We start from the raw sequence: 20,380 nt of genomic DNA, 5'->3' as shown, positions 1-20,380 counted from the left end.
CAGTGCTCAGCTCCACTCGGATTGAAACCAGCCGGCGTAGTACCGGCATGCCTTGCACGCGTAGCGCATCTTCCGCACCCGCCAGTGCCGCTGGTACAGCTCGAAGCCGCGCCAGGGGGCGCTGTGCAGGCCGAGCTGGTCGTAGTGGCTGAGGGAGGCGGCCGAGCCCGAGTCGACCGTGCCCAGGTCGAATTGCTCAGTGGCCCAGCCCAGGTGCGCGCGGCGCAGCGCGACCCCGCAGTCGGGGAACAGGTGCTCGTTGCAGAACTTGTGCAGCAGCACCAGGTCGGGCAGGCCGCGACCGGTCCCCACATGGCCGGTCGGGCGACGGGTGGCGTCGTCGTGGTAGTCCACGACGACGTGGCCCGGATGCAGGTCGCCGACGTCGTCGACGAGCACGGGCAGTCCGCAGTAGACGCACGGGTGCCGGAAGCCCCGCCGTGCCGAGAACGCCGTTGTGATCAAGGCCACAAGGCGGAGGTTACTGGTGAGTTCGGTTCCGCGCTACTTCCATTGGTATGGCGATGATCGTAAGCCGGCGCGGCCGATCGGCCGCGCCGTTGCGCCGGAAGGGGTAAACCGCTGGTCAGAGGGCCCGCAGAGCCTCCAGTGCCTTGTCCGCGTGCACGGCCATCCGCAGCTCGCTCTTGATCGACGTGACCAGCCGGCCGTCGGCGCCGATGACGAAGGTCTGCCGCCGGGTGAGCAGCGGTCCGAACCTGCGGCGCACCCCGAACTGGGTGGCGACCACGCCGTCGACGTCGGACAGCAGCGGATAGTCGAACGAGTTCATCGCCGAGAACTCGCGCTGCTTGCCGACGGCGTCGGGGGAGATGCCCAGCCGCTGCGCGCCGACGGCCTCGAACTCGGCCCCGAGGTCCCGGAAGTGGCAGCTCTCCGCGGTGCAGCCGCCGGTCATCGCCGCAGGGTAGAAGAACAGCACGACCGGCCCCTTGGCCAGGAATTCGGACAGCCGCCGGGGCCGGCCGTGGTCGTCGGGCAGCTCGAAGTCCGCGACCAGGTCGCCGTTGTTCATCGGGTTCCTTCCGGTTTCGGCGGCAACGGGAGGAAGCCGCTGGTCCGCCGCACGTACTCGGCGTAACCGGGCCGGCCCCCCATCGCCCGCTCGGTCAGCGCCTTGCCGGTGCCCCTGGTCAGGAAGAAGGTCATGACCAGCGGGGAGAGCACCGTCAGCGCGCCGAGCCAGTGCTGGCAGGCGATCAAGTACAGACCCCACCACACGGTGGCGTCGCCGAAGTAGTTGGGGTGCCGGGTGTACCGCCACAGGCCCCGGTCCATGATCCGGCCCTGGTTCGCCGGGTCGGCCTTGAACCGGGCCAGCTGCCAGTCGCCGACGGCCTCGAACACGATGCCCACGAGCCACACCGCCGCGCCCAGCCAGGTCAGGAGGCCGGCGCCGCCCGTCTCGTACTGGGCCGCCTGCACGGGCCAGGACACGAACCACATGATCACGCCCTGGACCAGGTAGATCTTGCGGAACGCGTACAGGTGCGGGTTGCCGGTGGCCTTCTTCATCAGCGCCACGTAGCGCGGGTCCTCCGGACGGCGGCCGTTGCGGAGCTGGATGTGGATCGCCAACCGCAGGCCCCAGATCACGGTCAGCGCCGTCACCAGCCAGCCCGAGCCCGACACGACAAGCCCCACGACGGCGATCACCGCGAAGCCGAGGCCCCACACGGTGTCCACGCCGTCGTGACGGCCGCGCGCCACGGCCACGCCCAGCGCGACGAGCATGACCACCAGCACGGCGGCGGCGGTGATGCCCAGGTTGGCCAGCAGACCGACCAGGTTCACGCGGGGACCTCCCGGGTCCGGGGCATCCCGCTCGCGCCGGACACCGTTGGCCGCACGGCGAGGATCTGGTCCACGCCCATGCGGTTCTCCTGGAACGCCAGCGAGCCGCCGGCGAGGTACAGCCGCCACACCCGGAGTTGCCCCTCGCCGACCAGCGCGGTCAGCTCGGCCGCGCTTTCCTCCAGGGTCCGCGCCCAGGCGTCGACGGTCCAGACGTAGTGCTCGCGCATCGCCTGCACGTCCCGAACCTCCAGGCCGGCCCGCTCCAGCATGGCGATGGTCTCGCCGACCGGCCGCATGTGCATGTCGGGGGCCACGTAGCGCTCGATGAACGCGCCGCCGCCGGACGCCTTCGGCGCGGTCGCCACCCGGGACATCTGCTGGAGCAGCAGCCGGCCCTCGGGCTTGAGCAGGCGGAACAGCTGTGCCGCGTACGTCGGGTAGTTGCCGAGGCCGACGTGTTCGCCCATCTCGACGGTCCCGATGGCGTCGAAACCGGCGTCGGGAATCTCGCGGTAGTCCTGAAGCCGGACTTCGACCAGTTCGGTGAGGCCGCGTTCGGCGATCCGCTGCTCGATGAACTGGCGCTGCTGCGCCGCCAGCGTCACGCCGGTCGCGTGCACCCCGTAGTGCGTGGCGGCGTGCAGGATCAGCGAGCCCCAGCCGCAGCCGACGTCCAGCAGCCGCATGCCGGGTTTGAGGTCGAGCTTCCGGCAGATGAGATCCAGCTTGTCCCGCTGCGCGTCCTCGACGGTGTAGTCCGGCGCGTCCGACGTCCAGTACCCGCAGGAATACGCCATGTTCGGGTCGAGCAGGGTCCGGTAGAAGTCGTTGGACAGGTCGTAGTGGTGGGCGATGGCGTCCCGGTCCCGGGACTTGGTGTGCTCGGCCCCGGACAGCCGCGCCTCCTCGGGCGGCGGCTCCGGCCGGGGACCGATCACGCCCAGCTTCAGGGCCTGGCCGACGGCATGCAGCCGGTCGGCGGCGGTCAGTTTCACCTTGCCGAGGTTCTCGCGGCGGGCGAGGCCCCAGAACCGGGCCAGGCCCTCCTTCAGATCGCCCTCGACGTCGATGTCGCCGGCGACGAATGCGCGGGCCAGTCCCAGTTCGTTGGGGTCCCACAGCAGGCGCCGCAGCGCCCGCCGCGACCTGATCACCACCATCGGCGCGCCGGCGGGGCCGGCCACGCTGCCGTCCCACGCCCGCAGCCCCACGGGCAGGTCCACGCCGAGGAACCGCCGCACCAGGGCGGCCAGGGTCTGGGCGACGCTCACTGGGGAGTCCTTCTGCACGACAACCGTCACGGCACGTGTTCGCGCGCGACCGGCGGCTCGGTTCGGGTCAGGGCGTGACGAGGTGGTCGACGAGCAGGTTCAGCGCCGGCAGCGCGTCGGCGACGGCCGCCCGGGCCTGCGGCGGGAGCTTGTCCAGCGCGGCGGAGATGCGGCGCTCGTGCGCCTGCTGCCACTCGGACAGCTGCTGCCGGCCGGCGTCGGTGAGCGACACCCGGGCCACCCGGCGGTCGGACGGGTCGCTGTCGCGGACGGCCAGGCCGCCCTCGACCAGCTGCTGGACCAGCCCGCTGACGGTATTGGGCGCGAGCCGCTGCAGCGAGGCCAGCTGGCCGATCTTGGCCGGGGCGTGGTCGGCCAGCGCCATCAGCAGCTCGACCTGGGCCATCGGCAGCGCTTCCCAGGGGTAGTCGGTCCGGATGCTGGTGCGCAGGGCACGGCGCAATCTCGTGACCACCTCGGTGAGGGTGCGGGCGTCGTTGACGCTCGACGGGGCGTCGTGCTCGGGCGTGACCTGCGACATCCCCTAAGCGTAGCCAGGTGGTGATGACCGCCATACTTGTCGGTCACCGATTATGTCGGTGACCGAGATAAAGTTGGCGTGTGGACACCGTGCTGCTGCGCCGTCTCGGCGTCGAACCGGCCCGTCCCCGGGTCGTCGCCCGCTGGCCGCACGCGCACTGGCTGGCCGTCGCCGCCGTCTGCCTCGGCGCGTTCATGGGGCAGCTCGACGCCAGCATCGTGACCCTGACGTTCCCGGCCCTGAGCAGGCAGTTCGACGCGTCGCTGGCCGGCGTGCAGTGGGTGTCGCTGAGCTACCTGCTCACCCTGGTCGCCCTGCTGGTGCCGGTCGGTCGGCTCGCCGACTCGGTCGGCCGCAAACTCGTCTACCTCTACGGCTTCGGCGTCTTCACGGTGGCGTCGGCCGCCTGCGGCTTCGCCGACTCGCTGCCGCTGCTGGTCGGCCTGCGGGTGGTGCAGGCCGTCGGCGCCGCCATGCTCCAGGCCAACAGCGTCGCCCTCGTGACGACGAGCTCGCCGCGGCGGTCGCTGCGCGCGGCGCTCGGGGTGCAGGCGGCGGCGCAGGCGATCGGGCTCGCGCTCGGGCCGACGCTGGGCGGCGTGCTGGTGGCCGGCGTGGGGTGGCAGTGGGTGTTCTGGGTGAACGTCCCGATCGGACTGTCGGCCATCGCGGCCGGCCGGTATTTGTTGCCGCGCACCCGTCAGCGGACCGAATTGCGTACGGTCGACTGGCCGGGCGTGGCACTTTTGGGCAGTTCTTCGACCGCACTGTTGCTCGCCCTATCCGCTCTGTCCGGTTTGGACATCCCATGGTGGGCCGTAGTAACCCTTTTCTTCGTGGCGGTGGCGGCCGGCGTCGGATTCGTTCTCCGGCAGCGGACGGCCCCCGAACCGATGATCGATCTGAATTTGTTGCGGGACCGGGTGATCGCAAGTGGTCTGGTCGCCGCGATGCTCGGATATCTGGTGCTCTTCGGCCCGCTCGTGCTCGTACCGGTACTCGGGGGTTCCGTTGTGCGGGCGGGATTCGTGCTCACCAGCCTGCCGGCCGGCTTCGCGCTGGCTGCGACGTTCGGGGGCAGCCGCTGGCCGGATCGGACCAAATCTGATCGATTCGGCGCGCTGGCCGGCGGCCTGCTCTGTGTGGCCGCGCTGATCCCGTTGTGTCTGCTGCCATTGACGGATCCGGTGCTGTCGATCTCGTTGGCCGGCCTGGGGATCGGGCTGGGCCTGTTCACGCCCGCGAACAACGCCACCGTGATGGGAGCGATCCCGGCGGCCTGCTCGGGCGTCGGCGGCGGTCTGGTCAACATGGCGCGGGGCCTGGGCACCACGCTCGGTGTCGCGTCGGTGACGCTTGCGCTGCACGGTGTCGGCCCGGTCGCGGCCATGATCGTGTTACTTGTCGCCGCGCTCGGACTGGCAATTGTTTCCCGGCGACAGCCAGCTTGACTCGTGTGCCGCTCACGCGGTGAACTACCGCATCTCAGCCAAGCGTAGTGGAGGCAATGCGGATGCGGACCGTCGTCGCCGTAGCCGGGTGTGCACTCGTGCTTGTCGCCTCCTCCGCCTGCGGAACTGCTTCCAACAGCGCCGCCAACGGAACCGCGACACACACCAAACCCAAGGTGGGCGTGATCCTGCCGGACAAGACCACCTCAGCCCGTTGGGAGGACTCGGACAAGCCACTGCTCACATCCCAGCTCAGTTTCGCGGGCATCGACCCGATCGTCGAGAACGCGCAGGGCGACGAGAAGCGGTTCGCGTCGCTGGCCGACCAGATGATCGCCCAGCACGTGAACGTGCTCATGATCACTCCGCTGTCCACGGACGGCGGCGCCGTCGTGGAGAAGAAGGCGGCCGCCGCGCACATCCCGGTCATCGACTACGACCGGATCAGCCTCGGCGGCACCGCGGAGTACTACGTCTCCTTCGACAACCCCGCGGTCGGCCAGCTCCAGGCCGACGGCCTGTTGGGGTGCCTCGGCACCAAGGTCAACGGCGCGCAGATCATCGAGATCGAGGGCGCGTCCACGGACAACAACGCGACCCAGTTCCACAAGGGCCAAGAGACCGTCATGAAGGCCCATTACGACTCGGGGAACATGCGACTGGTCGCGAGCAAGTCCATCGACAACTGGTCGCCCGACCTGGCCGCCACCACCTTCACCAGCCTGCTCGACGCGAATGGCGGCCACGTGGACGGCGTGCTCGCCGCCAACGACGGCATGGCCCAGAGCATCGAGGCAGTGCTGAAGGCCCGCGGCCTGTCCAACGTGCCGGTCACCGGCCAGGACGCCACCCTCGACGGTCTGAAGGCGGTGCTGAAGAGCACCCAGTGCATGACCGTGTACAAGCCGATCGACATCGAGGCGGAGGCGGCCTCGCGGCTGGCCATCGCGTTGGCGACCGGCCGGCACGGCGACGCCGACGACCTCGCCACGGGCAACACCCAGGACCCGAAGGGCGGCCCCGACGGCAAGGGGCGCGACGTCAAGTCCGTCCTCCTCGGACCACAGTCGATCGGCCGCAACGACGTGCAGGGCCTGGTGGCCAAGGGCGTCGTCAAGACGAGCGACCTGTGCGCCGGTGACATGGTCGGCGCCTGCCAGGCGGCGGGAATCCCCGTCAACAACTGACAGCGAACACCGCGCGGCCCTCGTCCCCACCGGGGCGGGGGCCGTTCGCATGGATGGGGCCGGAACCTCCCGTGAGCGCCAATCCGGTGCCGCTGCGGCGCAACGCGACGATCTCCGCGGCGATGGACACCGCCGTCTCCTCCGGCGTGCTGGCCCCCAGATCCAGCCCGATCGGAGCCCGAAGCGAGGACAGCTCACGCTCGGTCAGCCCGATGTCACGCAGCCGTGACAGGCGCTGCGCGTTGGTGCGACGGGAACCCAGCGCGCCGACGAACGCCAGCGGCCGGCGCAGGGCGTCGGCCAGCAGCGGCACGTCGAACTTCTCGTCGTGGGTGAGCACGCAGACGATCGTCCGATGATCGGTGGGCGTGCCGGCGAGGTAGCGGTGCGGCCAGTCCACGACGACCTCGTCGGCGTCCGGGAAGCGCGCGGTGGTGGCGAACACCGGCCGCGCGTCGCATACCGTCACGCGGTAGCCGAGGAACTTCCCCATGCCCACCAGGGCGGCCGCGTAGTCGATGGCCCCGAAAACCAGCATGCGTGGCGGCGGAGACCACGGTTCTATGAACAGTTCCAGATTCCGGTACGACTGGCGGCCGGTCGCGGTGGCGTGGCGCACGAGGTCGGGGTCGACGATCGGGTCGCCGACGACCCGATCCCCGAAGACGGCCATGCCCTTGCCCAGCAACGACTCCGGGCCGCCGATCACCCGGGCCAGCACGACCGGCTCGGGATCGGCCGCCAGGGCGGCGGCGATCGCCGGGGTGCTCGGCTGCACGAACACCTCCAGCACGCCGCCGCACGTCAGGCCGACGGCGAACGCGTCGTCGTCGGAGTAGCCGAAACGTTGCCGCTGTGGCAATCCTGTCGTCAGCGCCTCCCGCGCCAGCTCGTAGACGGCTCCCTCCACGCACCCGCCGGAGACGCTGCCGAACGCCTCGCCATCGTCGGTCACCGCGAGCGCGGAGCCCAGGCCCCGCGGCGCGCTGCCGCTGACGTCGACCACGCTGGCGACGGCGAACCGCTGCCCGCGCAGCGCCGCTGCTATTTCTCTCATGTGGTTAGGTACCTCATCGGGCCAGCGCCTCGATCCCGGCAATGCCGAAGTAGGCGACGAAGATCGCCGCGATGACCGCAACCAGCCAGTGCACCTCGCGCCACTGGCCCTTGCCCAGCTTCACCACCACGTAGCTGACCACGCCCGCGCCGACCCCGTTGGTGATCGAGTACGTGAACGGCACGATCGCCATCGTGAGGAACACCGGGATGGTGAAGTCGCTGTCCTGGAACGGGATCCGGCGACACTGGGCCATCATGATGCCGCCGATCACCACCAGCGCGGGCGCGGCTGCCTGCGCCGGCACGATGCCGGCGATCGGCGTGACGAGCATGGTCGCGCCGAGCAGCGCGCCGGTGACCACGCTGGCCAGCCCGGTGCGCGCGCCCTCGCCGACGCCGGCCGCCGACTCCAGGAACACCGTGTTCGGCGCGGAACCCGTGCCGCCGCCGACGATCGCGCCGACGCCGTCCACCAGCAGGATCTTGCCCATGCCGGCGACCTTGCCGTCCTTCGTGGTCATGCCGGCCTCGTGGCAGACGCTGGTGATCGTGCCCATCGCGTCGAAGAATCCGCTCAGCACCAGCGTGAACAGGAACACCGTGGCGGTGATCGCGCCGGCGCTGGCGAAGCCGCCGAACAGGTCGACGTGTCCGAACAGGGCGAAGTCGGGCGCGGCGACCAGGTGGGTGGGCAGCTTCGGGGTGACCAGGCCCCAGCTCGCGCCCGGCCACAGCGCGTTGGCGATCACCGCGATGAGCGTGGCGACGACGATGCTGATCAGCACCGCGCCGGGCACCGCCCGGGCCATCAGCACGATCATCAGCAGCAGGCCGACCGCGAACACCACCATCGGCCAGCCGACGAGGTGGCCGCCGTCGCCCATCCGCACCGGCACCGTGGAGTGCGCGGAATCCGGTGTCCTGGTCACGAATCCGGCGCTGACCAGGCCGACCAGCGCGATGTAGAGGCCGATGCCGACCGAGATGGCGGTCTTCAGCGCCGCCGGGATCGCGTTCATGATGCGTTCCCGGATGCCGGACACGGCCAGCACGACGATGCAGACCCCTTCCAGCACGACGAGTCCGAACGCCTGCGCCCAGGTCATGGTCGGGGCCAGCTGGAAGGCGACGATGCCGTTCACGCCCAGACCGGCGGCCAGCGCGAGGGGAGCGTTGCCGACCAGTCCCATGAGGACGGTCATCACGCCGGCGGCCAGCGCCGTCGCGGTGGTGACCTCGGGAATGGTCAGGCGCGCGCCGGTGATGTCGGCCGAAGCGCCCAGTATCAGGGGGTTGAGCAACACGATGTAGGCCATCGCGACGAATGTGGTGACGCCGCCTCGGACTTCCCGCCCGAGGGTGGTGCCGCGCTCGGCCAAGCGGAAACGTCGTTCCAACAGGGCAGTTGTGGGGCGGCGGTCGCGCAACTGGGTCATGACGTACTCCCATGCCGGTGGGCGCGCGGAACCAGGCCATCGGACTGATGGCCTGAATCCACGAACGTTTAAGCGGTGGTGCTCCGGTCAGCACACGCGGCGAGGGTCAGTACTCGACGCGGTCGGTGCGGGAAAGCCACGCGGAGAACGGGGTGTTGTGGTCCGCGGTGGACACTTGCAGCACGGGGACGGGCCAGGTTGCCCGCTGCTGCTCGAACAGGTCGTAGAAGGCGCGGTCGTCGAAGCCGGCCGCGGCGGCGTCGTCGCGGTCGGCCGCGAAGACGACCCGGTCCAGCCGGGCCCACAGGGAGGCCGACAGGCACAGCGGGCACGGCTCGCACGAGGAGAACAGCACGCAGCCGGTGAGCCGGAAGTCGCCGACCCGTTGGCATGCCTCGCGAATCGCCACCACCTCGGCGTGGGCGGTCGGGTCCAGCGTCGGCACGACCCGGTTGACGCCGGTGGCGATCAGCTCGTCGCCGCGCACGACGACGGCGCCGAAGGGCCCGCCGCCGGTCGCGACGTTCGCGGCAGCCAGCCGGACGGCCTCGTCGAGCCACTCCTGGTCGGTGGCGGCTGTCGTGGTCATCGGTGGATTCTCCTAGGCCGAAGGGGATTGTGTGTCTGTGAGGTGTTCCGGTCGAACCGGAACGCGGGTGAGGGCCAGGCCGGTGGCGGCGCGGATGGCCGCGACCACCGCCGGTGTGGACGAGATCGTGGGCGGTTCGCCGACCCCGCGCAGCCCGTAGGGGGCGTGCGGGTCGGCGAGCTCGAGCACGTCCACCGGCATCGGCGGGGTGTCGAGCACGGTCGGGATCAGGTAGTCGGTGAACGACGGGTTGCGGACCTTGCCGCCGGAGACCTGGATCTCCTCCATCACGGCCAGGCCGAGGCCCTGCGTGCTGCCGCCGTGGATCTGGCCGAGCACGGCCTGCGGATTCATCGCCTTGCCCACGTCCTGCGCGCAGGCGAGCTCGACGACCTTGACCAGGCCGAGGTCCACGTCCACGTCGACGACCGCGCGGTGCGCGGCGAAGCCGTACTGCACGTGCGCGAAGCCTTGTCCGGTATCGGGATCCAGCGCTGTGGTCGGCCGGTGCCGCCACTCGACGGTTTCCTCGATCACGTCATCGCCGAGCACGGCGACGACGTCCGGCGCGCTGAGCTCGGAGCGGGGTTCGCCGAACCGGGCCACCGCGAGCTTGAGCAGCTTCTCCCGGACGGCCTCGCACACGGCCTTCACCGCGCCGCCGGTGACATACGTCTGGCGCGAGGCCGAGGTGGAGCCGCCGTTGCCGACGGTGGTGTCGGCCGGATGCACGGTGACCTGGTCGATGCCCAGCTCGGTGCGGACGATCTGCTGTTGGATCGTGACGAGCCCCTGGCCGACCTCGGCCGCGGCGGTGTGGATCACGGCCGCCGGCTCGCCGTTGATCACCTGCAGCCGCAGGCGGGCGGTGGAGTAGTCGTCGAAGCCCTCGGAGAAGCAGATGTTCTTGATGCCGACCGCGTAACCGACGCCCCGCACGACACCCTCGCCGTGGGTGGTGTTGGAGACGCCGCCGGGCATCGCCGTCAGGTCCAACGGCCCGTCGGTGGCCGGTGGCAGCGGCCTTTCCTTGACCAGGCGCAGAAGTTCCTCCACCGGCGCGGCGGAGTCGACGACCTGGCCGGTCGGCATCACGCTGCCTTCGCTCATGGCGTTGCGCACCCGGACGTCCACCGGGTCGATGCCCAGCGCGGCGGCGAGCTTGTCCATTTGCGACTCGTAGGCGAAACCCGCCTGCACGGCGCCGAATCCGCGCATCGCGCCGCAGGGCGGGTTGTTCGTGTACGCGCCCCAGCAGTCGACGGTCACATTGTCCACATTGTACGGACCGATGCCGAGCGTGGCGGCGTTGGCCACCACGGCCGGGGTGCTCGACGCGTACGCGCCGCCGTCGAGGTAGATCCGGCAGCGGACGTACCGCAGCGTGCCGTCGCGGTCGGCCCCGTGCTCGTAGTACAGCTTGGCCGGGTGCCGGTGCACGTGCCCGTAGAACGACTCCTCGCGGTTGTAGACCATCTTCACCGGTTTGCCGGTGTGCAGCGCGAGCAGGCATGCGTGCACCTGGATGGACAGGTCCTCGCGGCCGCCGAACGCGCCGCCGACGCCGGCGAGCGTCAGCCGCACCTTGTCGGTGGGCAGGTCCAGCGCGAAGCAGATCTGCTTCTGGTCCACGTGCAGCCACTGGGTGGCGACGTAGAGGTCGACGCCGCCGTCCTCGGCGGGGATGGCCAGGCCGGACTCGGGGCCGAGGAAGGCCTGGTCCTGCATGCCGACCTCGTACACGCCGCTCACCACGACGTCGGCCGTCGCGTGCTGATCGCCGCGCTCGATGTGCACCTTGCGGACGACGTTCCCGCCGTTGTGCAGCGCCGGCGCGTCCGGGCCGACGGCCGCCTCCGCGTCGGTGATCGGCGTCAGCACCTCGTAGTCGACCTTGATCTTCTTGATCGCCCGCCGGGCCGTCTCGGGGTGGTCGGCGGCGACCAGCGCGATCGATTCCCCGTGGTAGCGCACGACATCCACCGCCAGCACCGGCTGGTCGGGGTGCTCAAGGCCGTACAGGTTCGTGCCGGGCACGTCGTTGTGGGTGAGGACGGCGTACACCCCGGGCACCTTCAGCGCCTCGCCGATGTCGACGGAGCGGATCCGGGCGTACGGGTGCGGGCTGCGCAGGGTCGCGCCCCACAGCATGTCCTCGTGCCACAGGTCGGACGAGTACGCGAACTCGCCGCGCACCTTGAGCGTGCCGTCCGGGCGCAGCGGGCTGTCGCCAACCCCGCCTTTGGTTGTTTCCCTGGTGGGGGAGGTCATCGCAGCACCTCCGCGGCTTGTGCGAGGTCACGGGTGATGGAGTCGAGGTCGGCGGTGCGCAGCTCGCCGCCGGCGATCACGCTGCGGCCGCCGACCAGCAGGCGGTCCACCTTCGGCGCGGAGCTCAGCACGAGCGCCGCCACCGGATCGGCGATGCCGGCGTGGTCCAGGTCGTCCATCCGCCACACGGCGAGGTCGGCGACCTTGCCCGGCTCGATGGAGCCGATCTCGTGGTCCCGGCCGAGGCAGCGGGCGCCGCCCATGGTGCCCATCCACAACGTCTCGCGAATGGACAACGCCGTTGCACCGCCACGGAACCGGGCCACCAGCAGCGCCTGCTTCAGCTCCTCGCCGAGACCGCCGGACTCGCTGGACGCGGCGCCGTCGACGCCGAGCCCGACCGGTGCGCCGGCGTCCAGCAGCTGCCGCACCGGGGCCATGCCGGCGGCGATGCGGCCGTTGGAGGTAGGGCAGTGCGCGGAGCCGGTGCCGGTCTGGCCGAAGCGCTTGATCGCCTCGTCGGAGAGGTGGATGGTGTGCGCCAGCCAGACGTCGTCGCCGAGCCAGCCCAGCTGCTCGGCGTACTGCGCCGGCGTGCAGCCGAATTCGGCCAGGCACTGTTCTTCCTCGTCAATGGTCTCGGCGAGGTGCGTGTGCAGCCGCACGCCGTGGCGGCGCGCCAGCACGGCCGCCTGCTCCATGAGCTCGCGGCTGACCGAGAACGGCGAGCAAGGCCCGACGGCGATCCGGATCAACCCCAGCGGATCCGGATCGTGGTGGTCGGTGATGGCCTTTTCGGTGCCCGACAACGCCTCGTCGATGTCCTCGACGATGTTGTCCGGAGGCAGCCCGCCCTTCGACTGCCCGCGGTCCATCGACCCGCGCACGGCGTGCAGCCGTACCCCAAGCCGCTTGGCCTCGCCCACGAGCGCACCGATCTGGTCGCCGCCCTCGTTCGGGAAGACGTAGTGGTGGTCGGCGATCGTGGTGCAGCCGGTCAGCGCCAGCTTGGCCATTCCGGCCGCGCCGGCCGCCCGCGTGACCTCCTCGGTCAGCCGCCCCCACACCGGATACAGCGTGGTCAGCCACTCGAACAGCTCGGCGTCCCGCGCGTAGCCGCGGGTCGCCCACTGGTAGAGGTGGTGGTGGGTGTTGACCAGGCCCGGGGTGACCAGGCAGCCGCCGGCGTCGATGTAGTCGTGCGTCTCGACCGGCCGCTGGGCCATGCCCGCGCCGACCTTCTCGATCAGCCCGTCGCGGATGACGATGTGGCCGCCGGCGTGCTCGGTGCCGCGCGCGTCGACCGTGGCGATCGCCGCGTTGTCGAGTACTACAAGGCTCATCGAGTGGCCGCCAACCGCACGGCGTCCAGGATCTTCTCGTATCCCGTGCAGCGGCACAGGTTGCCGGCCAGCGCCTCGCGGATCTCCGGATCGGACGGGTTCGGCACGCGCTTGAGCAGATCGTGCGCGGCCACGACCAGGCCCGGCGTGCAGAAGCCGCACTGCACCGCGCCGGCGTCCACAAAGGACTGCTGCACGCGGTCCAGCTGGTCGCCCTCGGCCAGTCCTTCGACCGTGCGGACCTCGCAGCCCTCCGCCTGACCGGCCGCGACCAGACACGAGCACACCGGCGTGCCGTCGAGGTAGACGGTGCAGGATCCGCACTCGCCCTGCTCGCACGCGTTCTTCGAGCCGGGCAGGCCCAACCGCTCGCGCAGGACGTAGAGCAGGCTCTCGCCCTCCCACACGTCGTCGGCCTGCCTGGCCTCGCCGTTGACCGTGACGTTCAGGCGCATCGCGCGTAGTCCTTCCATGCCCAGGTGAGCGTGCGGCGGGCCAGCACGGACAGCGCGTGCCGGCGGTAGGCGGCGGTGCCGCGCACGTCGTCGATCGGCGTCGCGGCCGCGGCGACCAGCTCGCCGAAGCGCCGCGCCACCGCGTCGGTCAGCGGCTTCGGCGAATCCCACGAAAGCTCCTCGGCGGCGAACCGCTCCGCGTCCACGGCGCGGATCGGCGTCGGCCCGGCCGAGCCGATGCCCGCCCCCACCCGGTTGTCCGCGGGATGCAGCGCCACCCCGAACGAGCAGACCGCGATCACCATCGCGTTGCGCGTGCCGACCTTGCTGAACTGCTGCGGGCCGCCGCCCTCGGGCAGGTGGATCGCGGTGATCAGCTCGTCGGGCTCCAGCGCGTTCCGCTTCACACCCCGGTAGAACTCGCCGATCGGGATCTCCCGCACGCCCCGGACCGACGCCACTTCCACCACCGCGTCGGTCGCCAGCAGCACCGGATGCGTGTCGCCGGCGGGCGAGGAGGCGCCGAGGTTGCCGCCGACCGTGCCCCGGTTGCGGATCTGGGGCGAGCCGACCGTGCGGGAGGCCATCGCCAGGCCCGGCAGCCGGTCGCCGAGCTCGGCGATGATCCGCGTGTACGGCACGCCCGCGCCCAGCCGCGTCCCGGTGGCCGTCACCGACCACTCGGCCAGCTCGCCGACCCGGTTCAGGTCCAGCAGCGCCGCCGGCCGGCGGTGGTCGAAGTTCAGCTCCACCATCACGTCGGTGCCGCCGGCGATCGGCACCGCGTCCGGGTTCGCGGACTTGGCTTCGAGGGCCTCGGCCAGCGAGGTCGGTCGTAGGAATTCCACGTGACGTAGTACACAGTCCGGTCGTGTCGGCTGCTAGCGGCAGACGTTACGAAACGCCGACCCGTTCGGGCGGGTCTTTTGGAGGATCCTCCAAGTACCCTGCTCGCGTGCGCCTGGGCGAGCTGCTGGCCGACCCCGGGCTCGGGCTCCGGCTGCTGGTCGGGGCGGTCGAGCCGGACCCGGAGTTCCGCTGGATCTACATCACCGACCTGCGCGACCCGCGCCGCTACCTGGGCGGCGGCGAGGTCGTGCTGACCGGCATGCTCTGGTACCACGACCCGCGAGACGCCGAGGCGTTCGTGTCGGCGATCGCCGAGATGGGCGTGGTCGGGCTGGGCATCGGCACCGCCGAGATCGGGCCGGTCACCTTCGACGTGGTGGTGGAGGCGTGCCGGCGGCACGGCGTGCGGCTGTTCACCGTGCCGCTGGACGTGTCGTTCGCGACGATCACCCAGCGCGTGGTCTCGGCGCTGGCCGCCGAACATGTTCGTCGATCGAGCGCCGTGCTGGAGCACCACCGACGGCTGGTGGCCGCGCTCGGCGACGGCGGCGGCCTGGACGGTCTGGTCGCCGCCGGGGCCGTGGAGCTGGGCGTGCCGTGCTGGGTGATCACCCCGGCCGGCCGGCTGGTTGCCGGCGCCGTGGAGCTGCCGGACGCCGCCGCTGTCGCCGCCGGCTTCGTGTCCGCCACCCGCGTGCCGTGCCAGGTCGGGTCGTACCGGGTGCTGCCCGTCGGCACCGGCCACCGGCTCGCCGGCTGGGCCCTGGTCGTCGCCGATTGGACCGCCGACCAGCACGAGATCACCGTCGAGCTGGCCACGCTGATCGGCCTGGAGCGGTCCGCGCTGGCCGCCGGCCGGATCGTCGAGCGCCGGGCCGCCACCCAGCTGCTGTCGCTGCTGGCCGACGAGGCGACGCCGGCGTCGGACATCACCGCCCGGCTGACCGCCGCCGGCTTCGGCGCCGAGGACCAGCTGTGCGTGGTGTCGATGACGATCACCGGCGAGATCGGGCTGGCGCTGGCCGTGCTCGACGAGCTCGTGGACGGCCTGGTGACCGAAGTGGACGGTGAGGCCGTCGCGATCACCCTGGCCGGCAACGACGTGCTGGAGTCCCTGCGGGCAGGCGTGCGGGCGATCGAGTCCGGACTCGGCCCCTGCCGGCTGGCGCTCGGCGTGAGCGGGCCGGGGCCGGCGTCCCGGCTGCGGGCCTCGCTGGACGAGGCCCGGTACGCCAGGGGAGTGGCCGGTCATAACGGCGTGCGCGCGGCCGTCGTCGCCGGCTCCGAACTGGCGTCACACCAGCTGTTGTTCGGGGCGCTGCCGGAAGAGCTGCGGCAGTCGTTCTGCCGGCGACTGCTGGGCCCGGTGCGGGCGTACGACCAGGAGCACCACTCGGAGCTGGTGGAGTCGCTGCGGGTGTTCCTCGACTGCTCCGGCTCGTGGAGCCAGGCCGCCGCCCGCCTGCACGTGCACGTCAACACGCTGCGGTACCGGATCGGCCGGGTCGAGGAACTGACCGGCCGCGACCTGTCCCGCTTCGCCGACCGGGTCGACCTGTTCCTGGCGCTGGAGCTGACCCGCTAGACCAGGGCCACGACGGCCAGGCCGGCGGTGACCGCGAGGAAGGCGGCGGCGCCGATCATCGCCCACGACCGTGGCGGGCGGCTGACCAGCAGAATCGCCACCGCCGCGGAGGCCACACCGGCTGCGGCGACGAGCGCTCGTGGGTCCAGGGCGAGCAGGCCGATCACCGCGAAGCAGCAGCCGCCGGCGAGACCCAGGCGCGGCCAGTGCAGCTGCCGGTCCAGATCGTCGGCGAGCATCAGCCCCGACGGCCCCTCGGCGACGGAGATGATCCGCACGTCGTCCTCGTAGGTGAGCCGGCGTCGCCACGCCTCGACGTCGGCCGGCGACGCCGGCAGCACGCGCTCGCCGGTCGGCAGGCTGAGCGTCAGGCTGGTCCCGCTCGCCGCGATCACGGTGCCGTGCACGACCGGGCGTCGCACCCGCCGATAGCGCGGGAGGGACACGGCTGCCGCCAGCACGCCCAGCACCGCGAGGACCGCGCCGACGGCGGGCATCACGAGGAGGCGATCTTCCAGATGCCGTCCTGCTGGACCATGCCGAACGTTGTGTGCTCGGTGGTGGTGCCGCCATTCTTGTACGTGTACGTGATGTCGGCGGTCACCGTGTTCGGCAGCGTCGCGGTGACGTTCGCCAGCGAGACGGCGCTGAACTGCTGCCAGTAGCTCTGGTAGCCCGCGAAGCCATGGGCCTTGTTCTGCTGGTAGTCGGCCGTCATGCGGTTCCAGCCGTCCTGGAGGTCGTTCGGCATCAGCTTGTAGTAGTCGTTGATCGCGTTGACCAGTTGCGTCGCGACGTCGGCCGGCGGGTTCGTGGTGACCGACGACGTGGTGGTCGTGGTCGCCGGCGGGTTGGTGGTGCTGGTCGTGGTCGGCGCGGGCGTCGTGGTGGAGGTCTTCGGGGCCGTCGACGTGGCTCTGGTGGTGGAGGACGGCCCGCCGGCGGTGCCGGACGGCTGCGGCTGGTTGAGGGCGTAGACCACGACGATCACGGCGACGATGACTGCACCCAGCACCAACGCGATCGCCACCCCGCGCCGACGGTCCGGCGCCTCGGCGGTGGCAGCGGGGGCCTCCTCCACCGGCTCTGCCGGCACGGGAGCGGGGGCCGGCATCTCCGCCGGCATCGTCTCGGCGAGCGCGCCCAGCGCGTCCTGGACCTCCTTCGCCTCCGGGCGGTGCTTCGGGTCCCGGCGCAGCATCCACACCAGCGTCGCCGTCAGCGGCACGGCGTGCTCCGGCGGCGGCACCTCCTCGGTGGCGATCCGGTGCAGCAGCGCCACGGCGTTGTCGTCGGTGCCGAACGGCGGCTTGCCCTCCACGGCCGCGTACAGCATCGCCCCCAGCGAGTAGACGTCGCTGGCGAAGGTCGCGTCCTCGCCCTGCGCCACTTCCGGCGGCAGATACGCCGGCGTGCCCGCGAGCAGGCCCGCCGCCGTCACGGTGGCGTCGCCGTCGGCGCGGGAGATGCCGAAGTCGGTCAGCTTCGCCACGTTGTCGCCGGTGAGCAGCACGTTGGCCGGCTTCACGTCCCGGTGCACGATGCCGGCCGTGTGCGCCGCGGCCAGCGCGGAGGCGATCTGCGTGCCGATCCGGGCGACCGTGCCCACCGGCAGCACGCCCTGCTCGGCGATCAGGTCCGCGAGGCTGCTCGACGGCAGGTACTCCATGATCAGGCATGGGCGGCCCTCGTACTCGACCACGTCGTAGATCGAGATGACGTTCGGGTGGTGCAGCCGGGCGGCCAGCCGCGCCTCGCGCATCGCCCGGTTGCGGGCCTCGTCGGTCTGCAACTCGGTCATGCCGGTGCGGACCAGCAGCTCCTTCACCGCGACGTCCCGGCGCAGCAGCTGGTCGCGGGCCTGCCAGACGGTGCCCATCGCGCCGCTGCCGACCTTCCTGACCAGCTTGTAGCGCTCAGCGATGAGGTCACCCTCGGTGGCCACAGCCATTCCTCCCCGACTACTCGACGTCTCGGCGTCCCACCATCCTTTCATCGAAGTTGTGCATGCCCGCCGACGGAGGGGTCGACGGGCATGCGGTCAGACGTGTCGCCCGGCGTCCCCTCGGACGTCGGGCGACACGATTGCCCGCTCAACCTGTGACAGATCCTCGTGAACTGTCACGTTGCGCGATGCGCGGACTCAACGCCGTCCGTCGGCGAATTCGTATCCGGCCGCGATGACGGCGGCGTGCACCTCGTCGTCGGGGACGGGGTGGTGGGCGGTGACGATGACCCGCCCGGTCGCCAGGTCCACGTCGACCTCGTCGACGCCGTCGATCGTGCTGATTCCCTCGGTCACCGATCGCACGCAGTGCCCGCAGGTCATTCCGGTGACCGTGTAGGTGGATTCAATCATGAAAGACCTCCGTTGGGAGTGAATGGCCGTTCCGGTCAGCGCTCGATTTCCATCTGGCCCATCATTCCGGTGCCGTTGTGCTCCATGATGTGGCAGTGGTACACGTATCGGCCGGTGTAGTCGTGGAATCGCACCTTGATGCGCACGGTCTCGCCCGGGCTGATGGCTACCGTGTCCTTCAGTCCGCTTTCGGACGCCGGTGGCCGACGGCCGTTCCTGTCGAGAACCTTGAATCGTTCGAGATGCGTGTGGAAGGAGTGGGGAATCCGGTGCGCGGCGTCTCCGTTGACGATCGTCCACACCTCGGTGTTGCCGACCTTGGGGCGGATGTCGATCCGGTCGGCGTCGAACTCCTTGCCGTTGATGAAATGGCGGTTGTTCCGGACGTCGGAGGTCAGGACGAACCTGCGCTCGACGACCGGCGGCCCGTAGTCCTCGAGCGGGAGGAACCGGTCGGGAATGCGGCTGGTGTCCTGGGCCGGGCGCACCACGTCGAAGCGAAGCACGTCGGGACACTCGTCCTCGCAGGCCTCGGTGTTCTCCAGCACGATGCGGCTGCCGAGCGGATAGCGGCTGAAGTCGATGACGACGTCGGCGCGTTCGGCCGGCGACAGCCGCACCTCGGAGACGTCCACCGGCTCCGGCAGGAGCCCGCCGTCGGAGCCGATCTGGACCATGCCGCCACCGCCGCGCAGGCGCAGCCCGAAGAGCTGGTGGTTGGCCACGTTCGCGATCCGGAACCGGTACTTGCGGGCGGCCACCTGGAAGTACGGCCGGGGCCGGCCGTTGACCAGCACGGCGGGGTGGTCGGGCCCGTCGGGGTCGTCCGCGTCGTAGATCAGGTTCCCCGACGGGGCGAAGCGGCCGCCGCGGATCAGCAGCGGGATGTCGTACTCGTCGCGGGGCAGGGGCAACTGGTCCTCGTACTCGTCGGTGAGCAGGTAGGACCCCGCCAGCCCGCGGAAGACGTTCTCGGCCTCCTGGTGGTGCGCGTGGTCGTGGTACCAGAGCGACGCCGCGGGCTGCGCGTTCGGGTAGTAGTAGTCCCGGGTGTCGCCCGGCGGGATGGTGTCGGTCGGGAAGCCGTCGTCGCGGGACGCGACGTGCCCACCGTGCAGGTGGACCGCCGTCGGCACGCTGAGCTTGTTGGTCTGGCGGATGATGACCGGTTGGCCCCGTTTCGCGAGGATGGTCGGTCCGGGAAACTGACCGTTGAACGTGCGCAGTCTGGTCAGCCGGCCGGGCAGCACCTCCACCGAGGTTTCCGCCATCGTCATCGTGTAGAGCAGGCCGTCGGACGTGCTGGCCGACGGTCGGAGCACGGGCGGCACCGACATCGGCACCGTGAACGACTGCGCCGGCGCGGCGGGCGACGCCGTCGCGGCCCGGGCCAGGGGTCCGGGCAGCAGGGCTACGGCCGCGCCGGCCGTCACGCCTGCCTTGAGAAAGTTCCTGCGTTTCAACAAGCTTCCTTTGACTGAGAGTGCGAATTCCCGCGGAAACGGGTTGCCGGCCCGTCCCCGCTGATCGAGATGGCGCATGCGCCGACGCCGGACGATGCGACCACGTCCGGGGCCTTCCTGGATATTCTCGCGATGCCGGAACGGTGCCGCGGCCTCGCGGATGCAGGGTGTCGAAGCCTCCTTTCGTCTATTGTGGACAGAGTGTTCAGGGCATGCGTGAGTGGCGCGATCGGGTGAAGTCTTCTGTGGTGCAGAAAATGTCGCGGATCGCCTTTGTCGGGTCGAATTCAGGCGTCGGAGACGGATTTCGCTCGGTGTGGCGAAACCCGTTTCCGGTGCGGCGAACCATGGACTGCGGTCGTCGTGCGACGAACCGTCGGGCATGATGGACCCGCGGTCGGCAATCGACCAGAAATCATCCCCAGTGTGACCGAATCGGTCAAATAACCTTGCGACTCCCTTATTGACAACCAATGTCGGCGTATTTGCGGTGATCAGTTTGCTGACAGGTTTTCGCCGATGGAAAGGGGCCACTCGGCTGGCCCCCTGGCGTGCGGAGGTCGGTCGGAGCCTGTTTACGCTGGTCACATCGCCCGTGAAAAGCCGGAGCCGGGCCCGTGTGCGGTGACATCCGTGCCGGGGCCAGGGCGAATCGGGTGACGGCTATTGGGCGCAACGGGGCCGGATGTGAGGAAGGTGTCGA

Annotated in this window: 19 protein-coding genes; 3 read left to right on the top strand and 16 right to left on the bottom strand. The window is 70.7% G+C overall.

What is annotated here, in order from left to right:
- Positions 1-6 precede the first annotated feature (6 nt).
- The 5 genes from BCF44_RS39260 to BCF44_RS39240 form a co-directional block, all read right to left on the bottom strand.
- Positions 7-471, bottom strand: coding sequence for a hypothetical protein (locus tag BCF44_RS39260; RefSeq protein ID WP_116179571.1), 465 nt, complete (start codon positions 469-471; stop codon positions 7-9).
- A gap of 115 nt (positions 472-586) precedes the next feature.
- Positions 587-1,036, bottom strand: coding sequence for a peroxiredoxin (locus BCF44_RS39255; protein WP_116179570.1), 450 nt, complete (start codon positions 1,034-1,036; stop codon positions 587-589).
- Complete coding sequence (locus BCF44_RS39250) at positions 1,033-1,755, bottom strand: DUF1295 domain-containing protein (RefSeq protein WP_116179690.1); 723 nt, start codon at positions 1,753-1,755, stop codon at positions 1,033-1,035. The genes BCF44_RS39255 and BCF44_RS39250 overlap by 4 nt, the downstream gene beginning before the upstream one ends.
- Positions 1,756-1,811: 56 nt before the next feature.
- On the bottom strand, positions 1,812-3,089 hold the full coding sequence (locus tag BCF44_RS39245) for an SAM-dependent methyltransferase (protein ID WP_116179569.1): 1,278 nt from the start codon (positions 3,087-3,089) through the stop codon (positions 1,812-1,814).
- A 67-nt stretch (positions 3,090-3,156) separates the two neighbouring features.
- A complete protein-coding gene (locus BCF44_RS39240) occupies positions 3,157-3,630 on the bottom strand; it encodes a MarR family winged helix-turn-helix transcriptional regulator (RefSeq protein WP_116179568.1) in 474 nt (157 codons plus the stop codon).
- A gap of 80 nt (positions 3,631-3,710) precedes the next feature.
- Here BCF44_RS39240 and BCF44_RS39235 point away from each other — a divergent pair, with 80 nt between their 5' ends.
- Both BCF44_RS39235 and BCF44_RS39230 read left to right on the top strand, forming a co-directional pair.
- Complete coding sequence (locus tag BCF44_RS39235; protein ID WP_246016066.1) at positions 3,711-5,081, top strand: MFS transporter; 1,371 nt, start codon at positions 3,711-3,713, stop codon at positions 5,079-5,081.
- 176 nt (positions 5,082-5,257) lie between these two features.
- Positions 5,258-6,268 (top strand): sugar ABC transporter substrate-binding protein, encoded by a 1,011-nt coding sequence (locus BCF44_RS39230; RefSeq protein WP_342775693.1) that lies wholly within the window; start codon positions 5,258-5,260, stop codon positions 6,266-6,268.
- On the opposite strand, the gene BCF44_RS39225 is transcribed toward BCF44_RS39230, so the two are convergent.
- The 7 genes from BCF44_RS39225 to BCF44_RS39195 form a co-directional block, all read right to left on the bottom strand.
- Entirely contained in the window at positions 6,258-7,325 is a 1,068-nt protein-coding gene (locus BCF44_RS39225) for an XdhC family protein (RefSeq protein ID WP_116179566.1), read from the bottom strand. The two genes, BCF44_RS39230 and BCF44_RS39225, sit on opposite strands and share 11 nt — an antisense overlap.
- A gap of 13 nt (positions 7,326-7,338) precedes the next feature.
- On the bottom strand, positions 7,339-8,763 hold the full coding sequence (locus BCF44_RS39220) for an NCS2 family permease (protein WP_116179565.1): 1,425 nt from the start codon (positions 8,761-8,763) through the stop codon (positions 7,339-7,341).
- A 106-nt stretch (positions 8,764-8,869) separates the two neighbouring features.
- On the bottom strand, positions 8,870-9,352 hold the full coding sequence (locus BCF44_RS39215) for a nucleoside deaminase (protein ID WP_116179564.1): 483 nt from the start codon (positions 9,350-9,352) through the stop codon (positions 8,870-8,872).
- A 12-nt stretch (positions 9,353-9,364) separates the two neighbouring features.
- Positions 9,365-11,623, bottom strand: a complete 2,259-nt coding sequence (gene pucD, locus BCF44_RS39210; RefSeq protein ID WP_116179563.1) for a xanthine dehydrogenase subunit D — start codon at positions 11,621-11,623, stop codon at positions 9,365-9,367.
- Complete coding sequence (locus tag BCF44_RS39205) at positions 11,620-12,966, bottom strand: 8-oxoguanine deaminase (protein WP_116179562.1); 1,347 nt, start codon at positions 12,964-12,966, stop codon at positions 11,620-11,622. Before BCF44_RS39205 ends, pucD begins: the two co-directional genes overlap by 4 nt.
- Positions 12,963-13,421, bottom strand: coding sequence for a (2Fe-2S)-binding protein (locus BCF44_RS39200; RefSeq protein WP_116179561.1), 459 nt, complete (start codon positions 13,419-13,421; stop codon positions 12,963-12,965). The genes BCF44_RS39205 and BCF44_RS39200 overlap by 4 nt, the downstream gene beginning before the upstream one ends.
- Positions 13,412-14,269, bottom strand: coding sequence for an FAD binding domain-containing protein (locus tag BCF44_RS39195; protein ID WP_116179560.1), 858 nt, complete (start codon positions 14,267-14,269; stop codon positions 13,412-13,414). Before BCF44_RS39195 ends, BCF44_RS39200 begins: the two co-directional genes overlap by 10 nt.
- A gap of 107 nt (positions 14,270-14,376) precedes the next feature.
- Here BCF44_RS39195 and BCF44_RS39190 point away from each other — a divergent pair, with 107 nt between their 5' ends.
- Positions 14,377-15,855 (top strand): PucR family transcriptional regulator, encoded by a 1,479-nt coding sequence (locus tag BCF44_RS39190; protein ID WP_116179559.1) that lies wholly within the window; start codon positions 14,377-14,379, stop codon positions 15,853-15,855.
- Here BCF44_RS39190 and BCF44_RS54895 read toward each other — a convergent pair.
- The 4 genes from BCF44_RS54895 to BCF44_RS39175 form a co-directional block, all read right to left on the bottom strand.
- Positions 15,852-16,352, bottom strand: a complete 501-nt coding sequence (locus BCF44_RS54895) for a hypothetical protein (protein ID WP_147328795.1) — start codon at positions 16,350-16,352, stop codon at positions 15,852-15,854. The two genes, BCF44_RS39190 and BCF44_RS54895, sit on opposite strands and share 4 nt — an antisense overlap.
- A complete protein-coding gene (locus tag BCF44_RS39185; RefSeq protein ID WP_246016065.1) occupies positions 16,352-17,800 on the bottom strand; it encodes a serine/threonine-protein kinase in 1,449 nt (482 codons plus the stop codon). Before BCF44_RS39185 ends, BCF44_RS54895 begins: the two co-directional genes overlap by 1 nt.
- Positions 17,801-17,998: 198 nt before the next feature.
- On the bottom strand, positions 17,999-18,214 hold the full coding sequence (locus BCF44_RS39180) for a heavy-metal-associated domain-containing protein (protein ID WP_116179557.1): 216 nt from the start codon (positions 18,212-18,214) through the stop codon (positions 17,999-18,001).
- A gap of 35 nt (positions 18,215-18,249) precedes the next feature.
- The gene (locus BCF44_RS39175; protein WP_211353423.1) at positions 18,250-19,677 is read right to left on the bottom strand and encodes a multicopper oxidase family protein; all 1,428 of its coding nucleotides are present in this window, start codon (positions 19,675-19,677) and stop codon (positions 18,250-18,252) included.
- Positions 19,678-20,380: the final 703 nt, after the last annotated feature.

The sequence above is a fragment of the Kutzneria buriramensis genome, assembly GCF_003387475.1.
GTDB lineage: Bacteria > Actinomycetota > Actinomycetes > Mycobacteriales > Pseudonocardiaceae > Kutzneria > Kutzneria buriramensis.
Note: the sequence above shows the minus strand (reverse complement) of the source record. Positions and strands in the feature narration are given on the sequence as shown.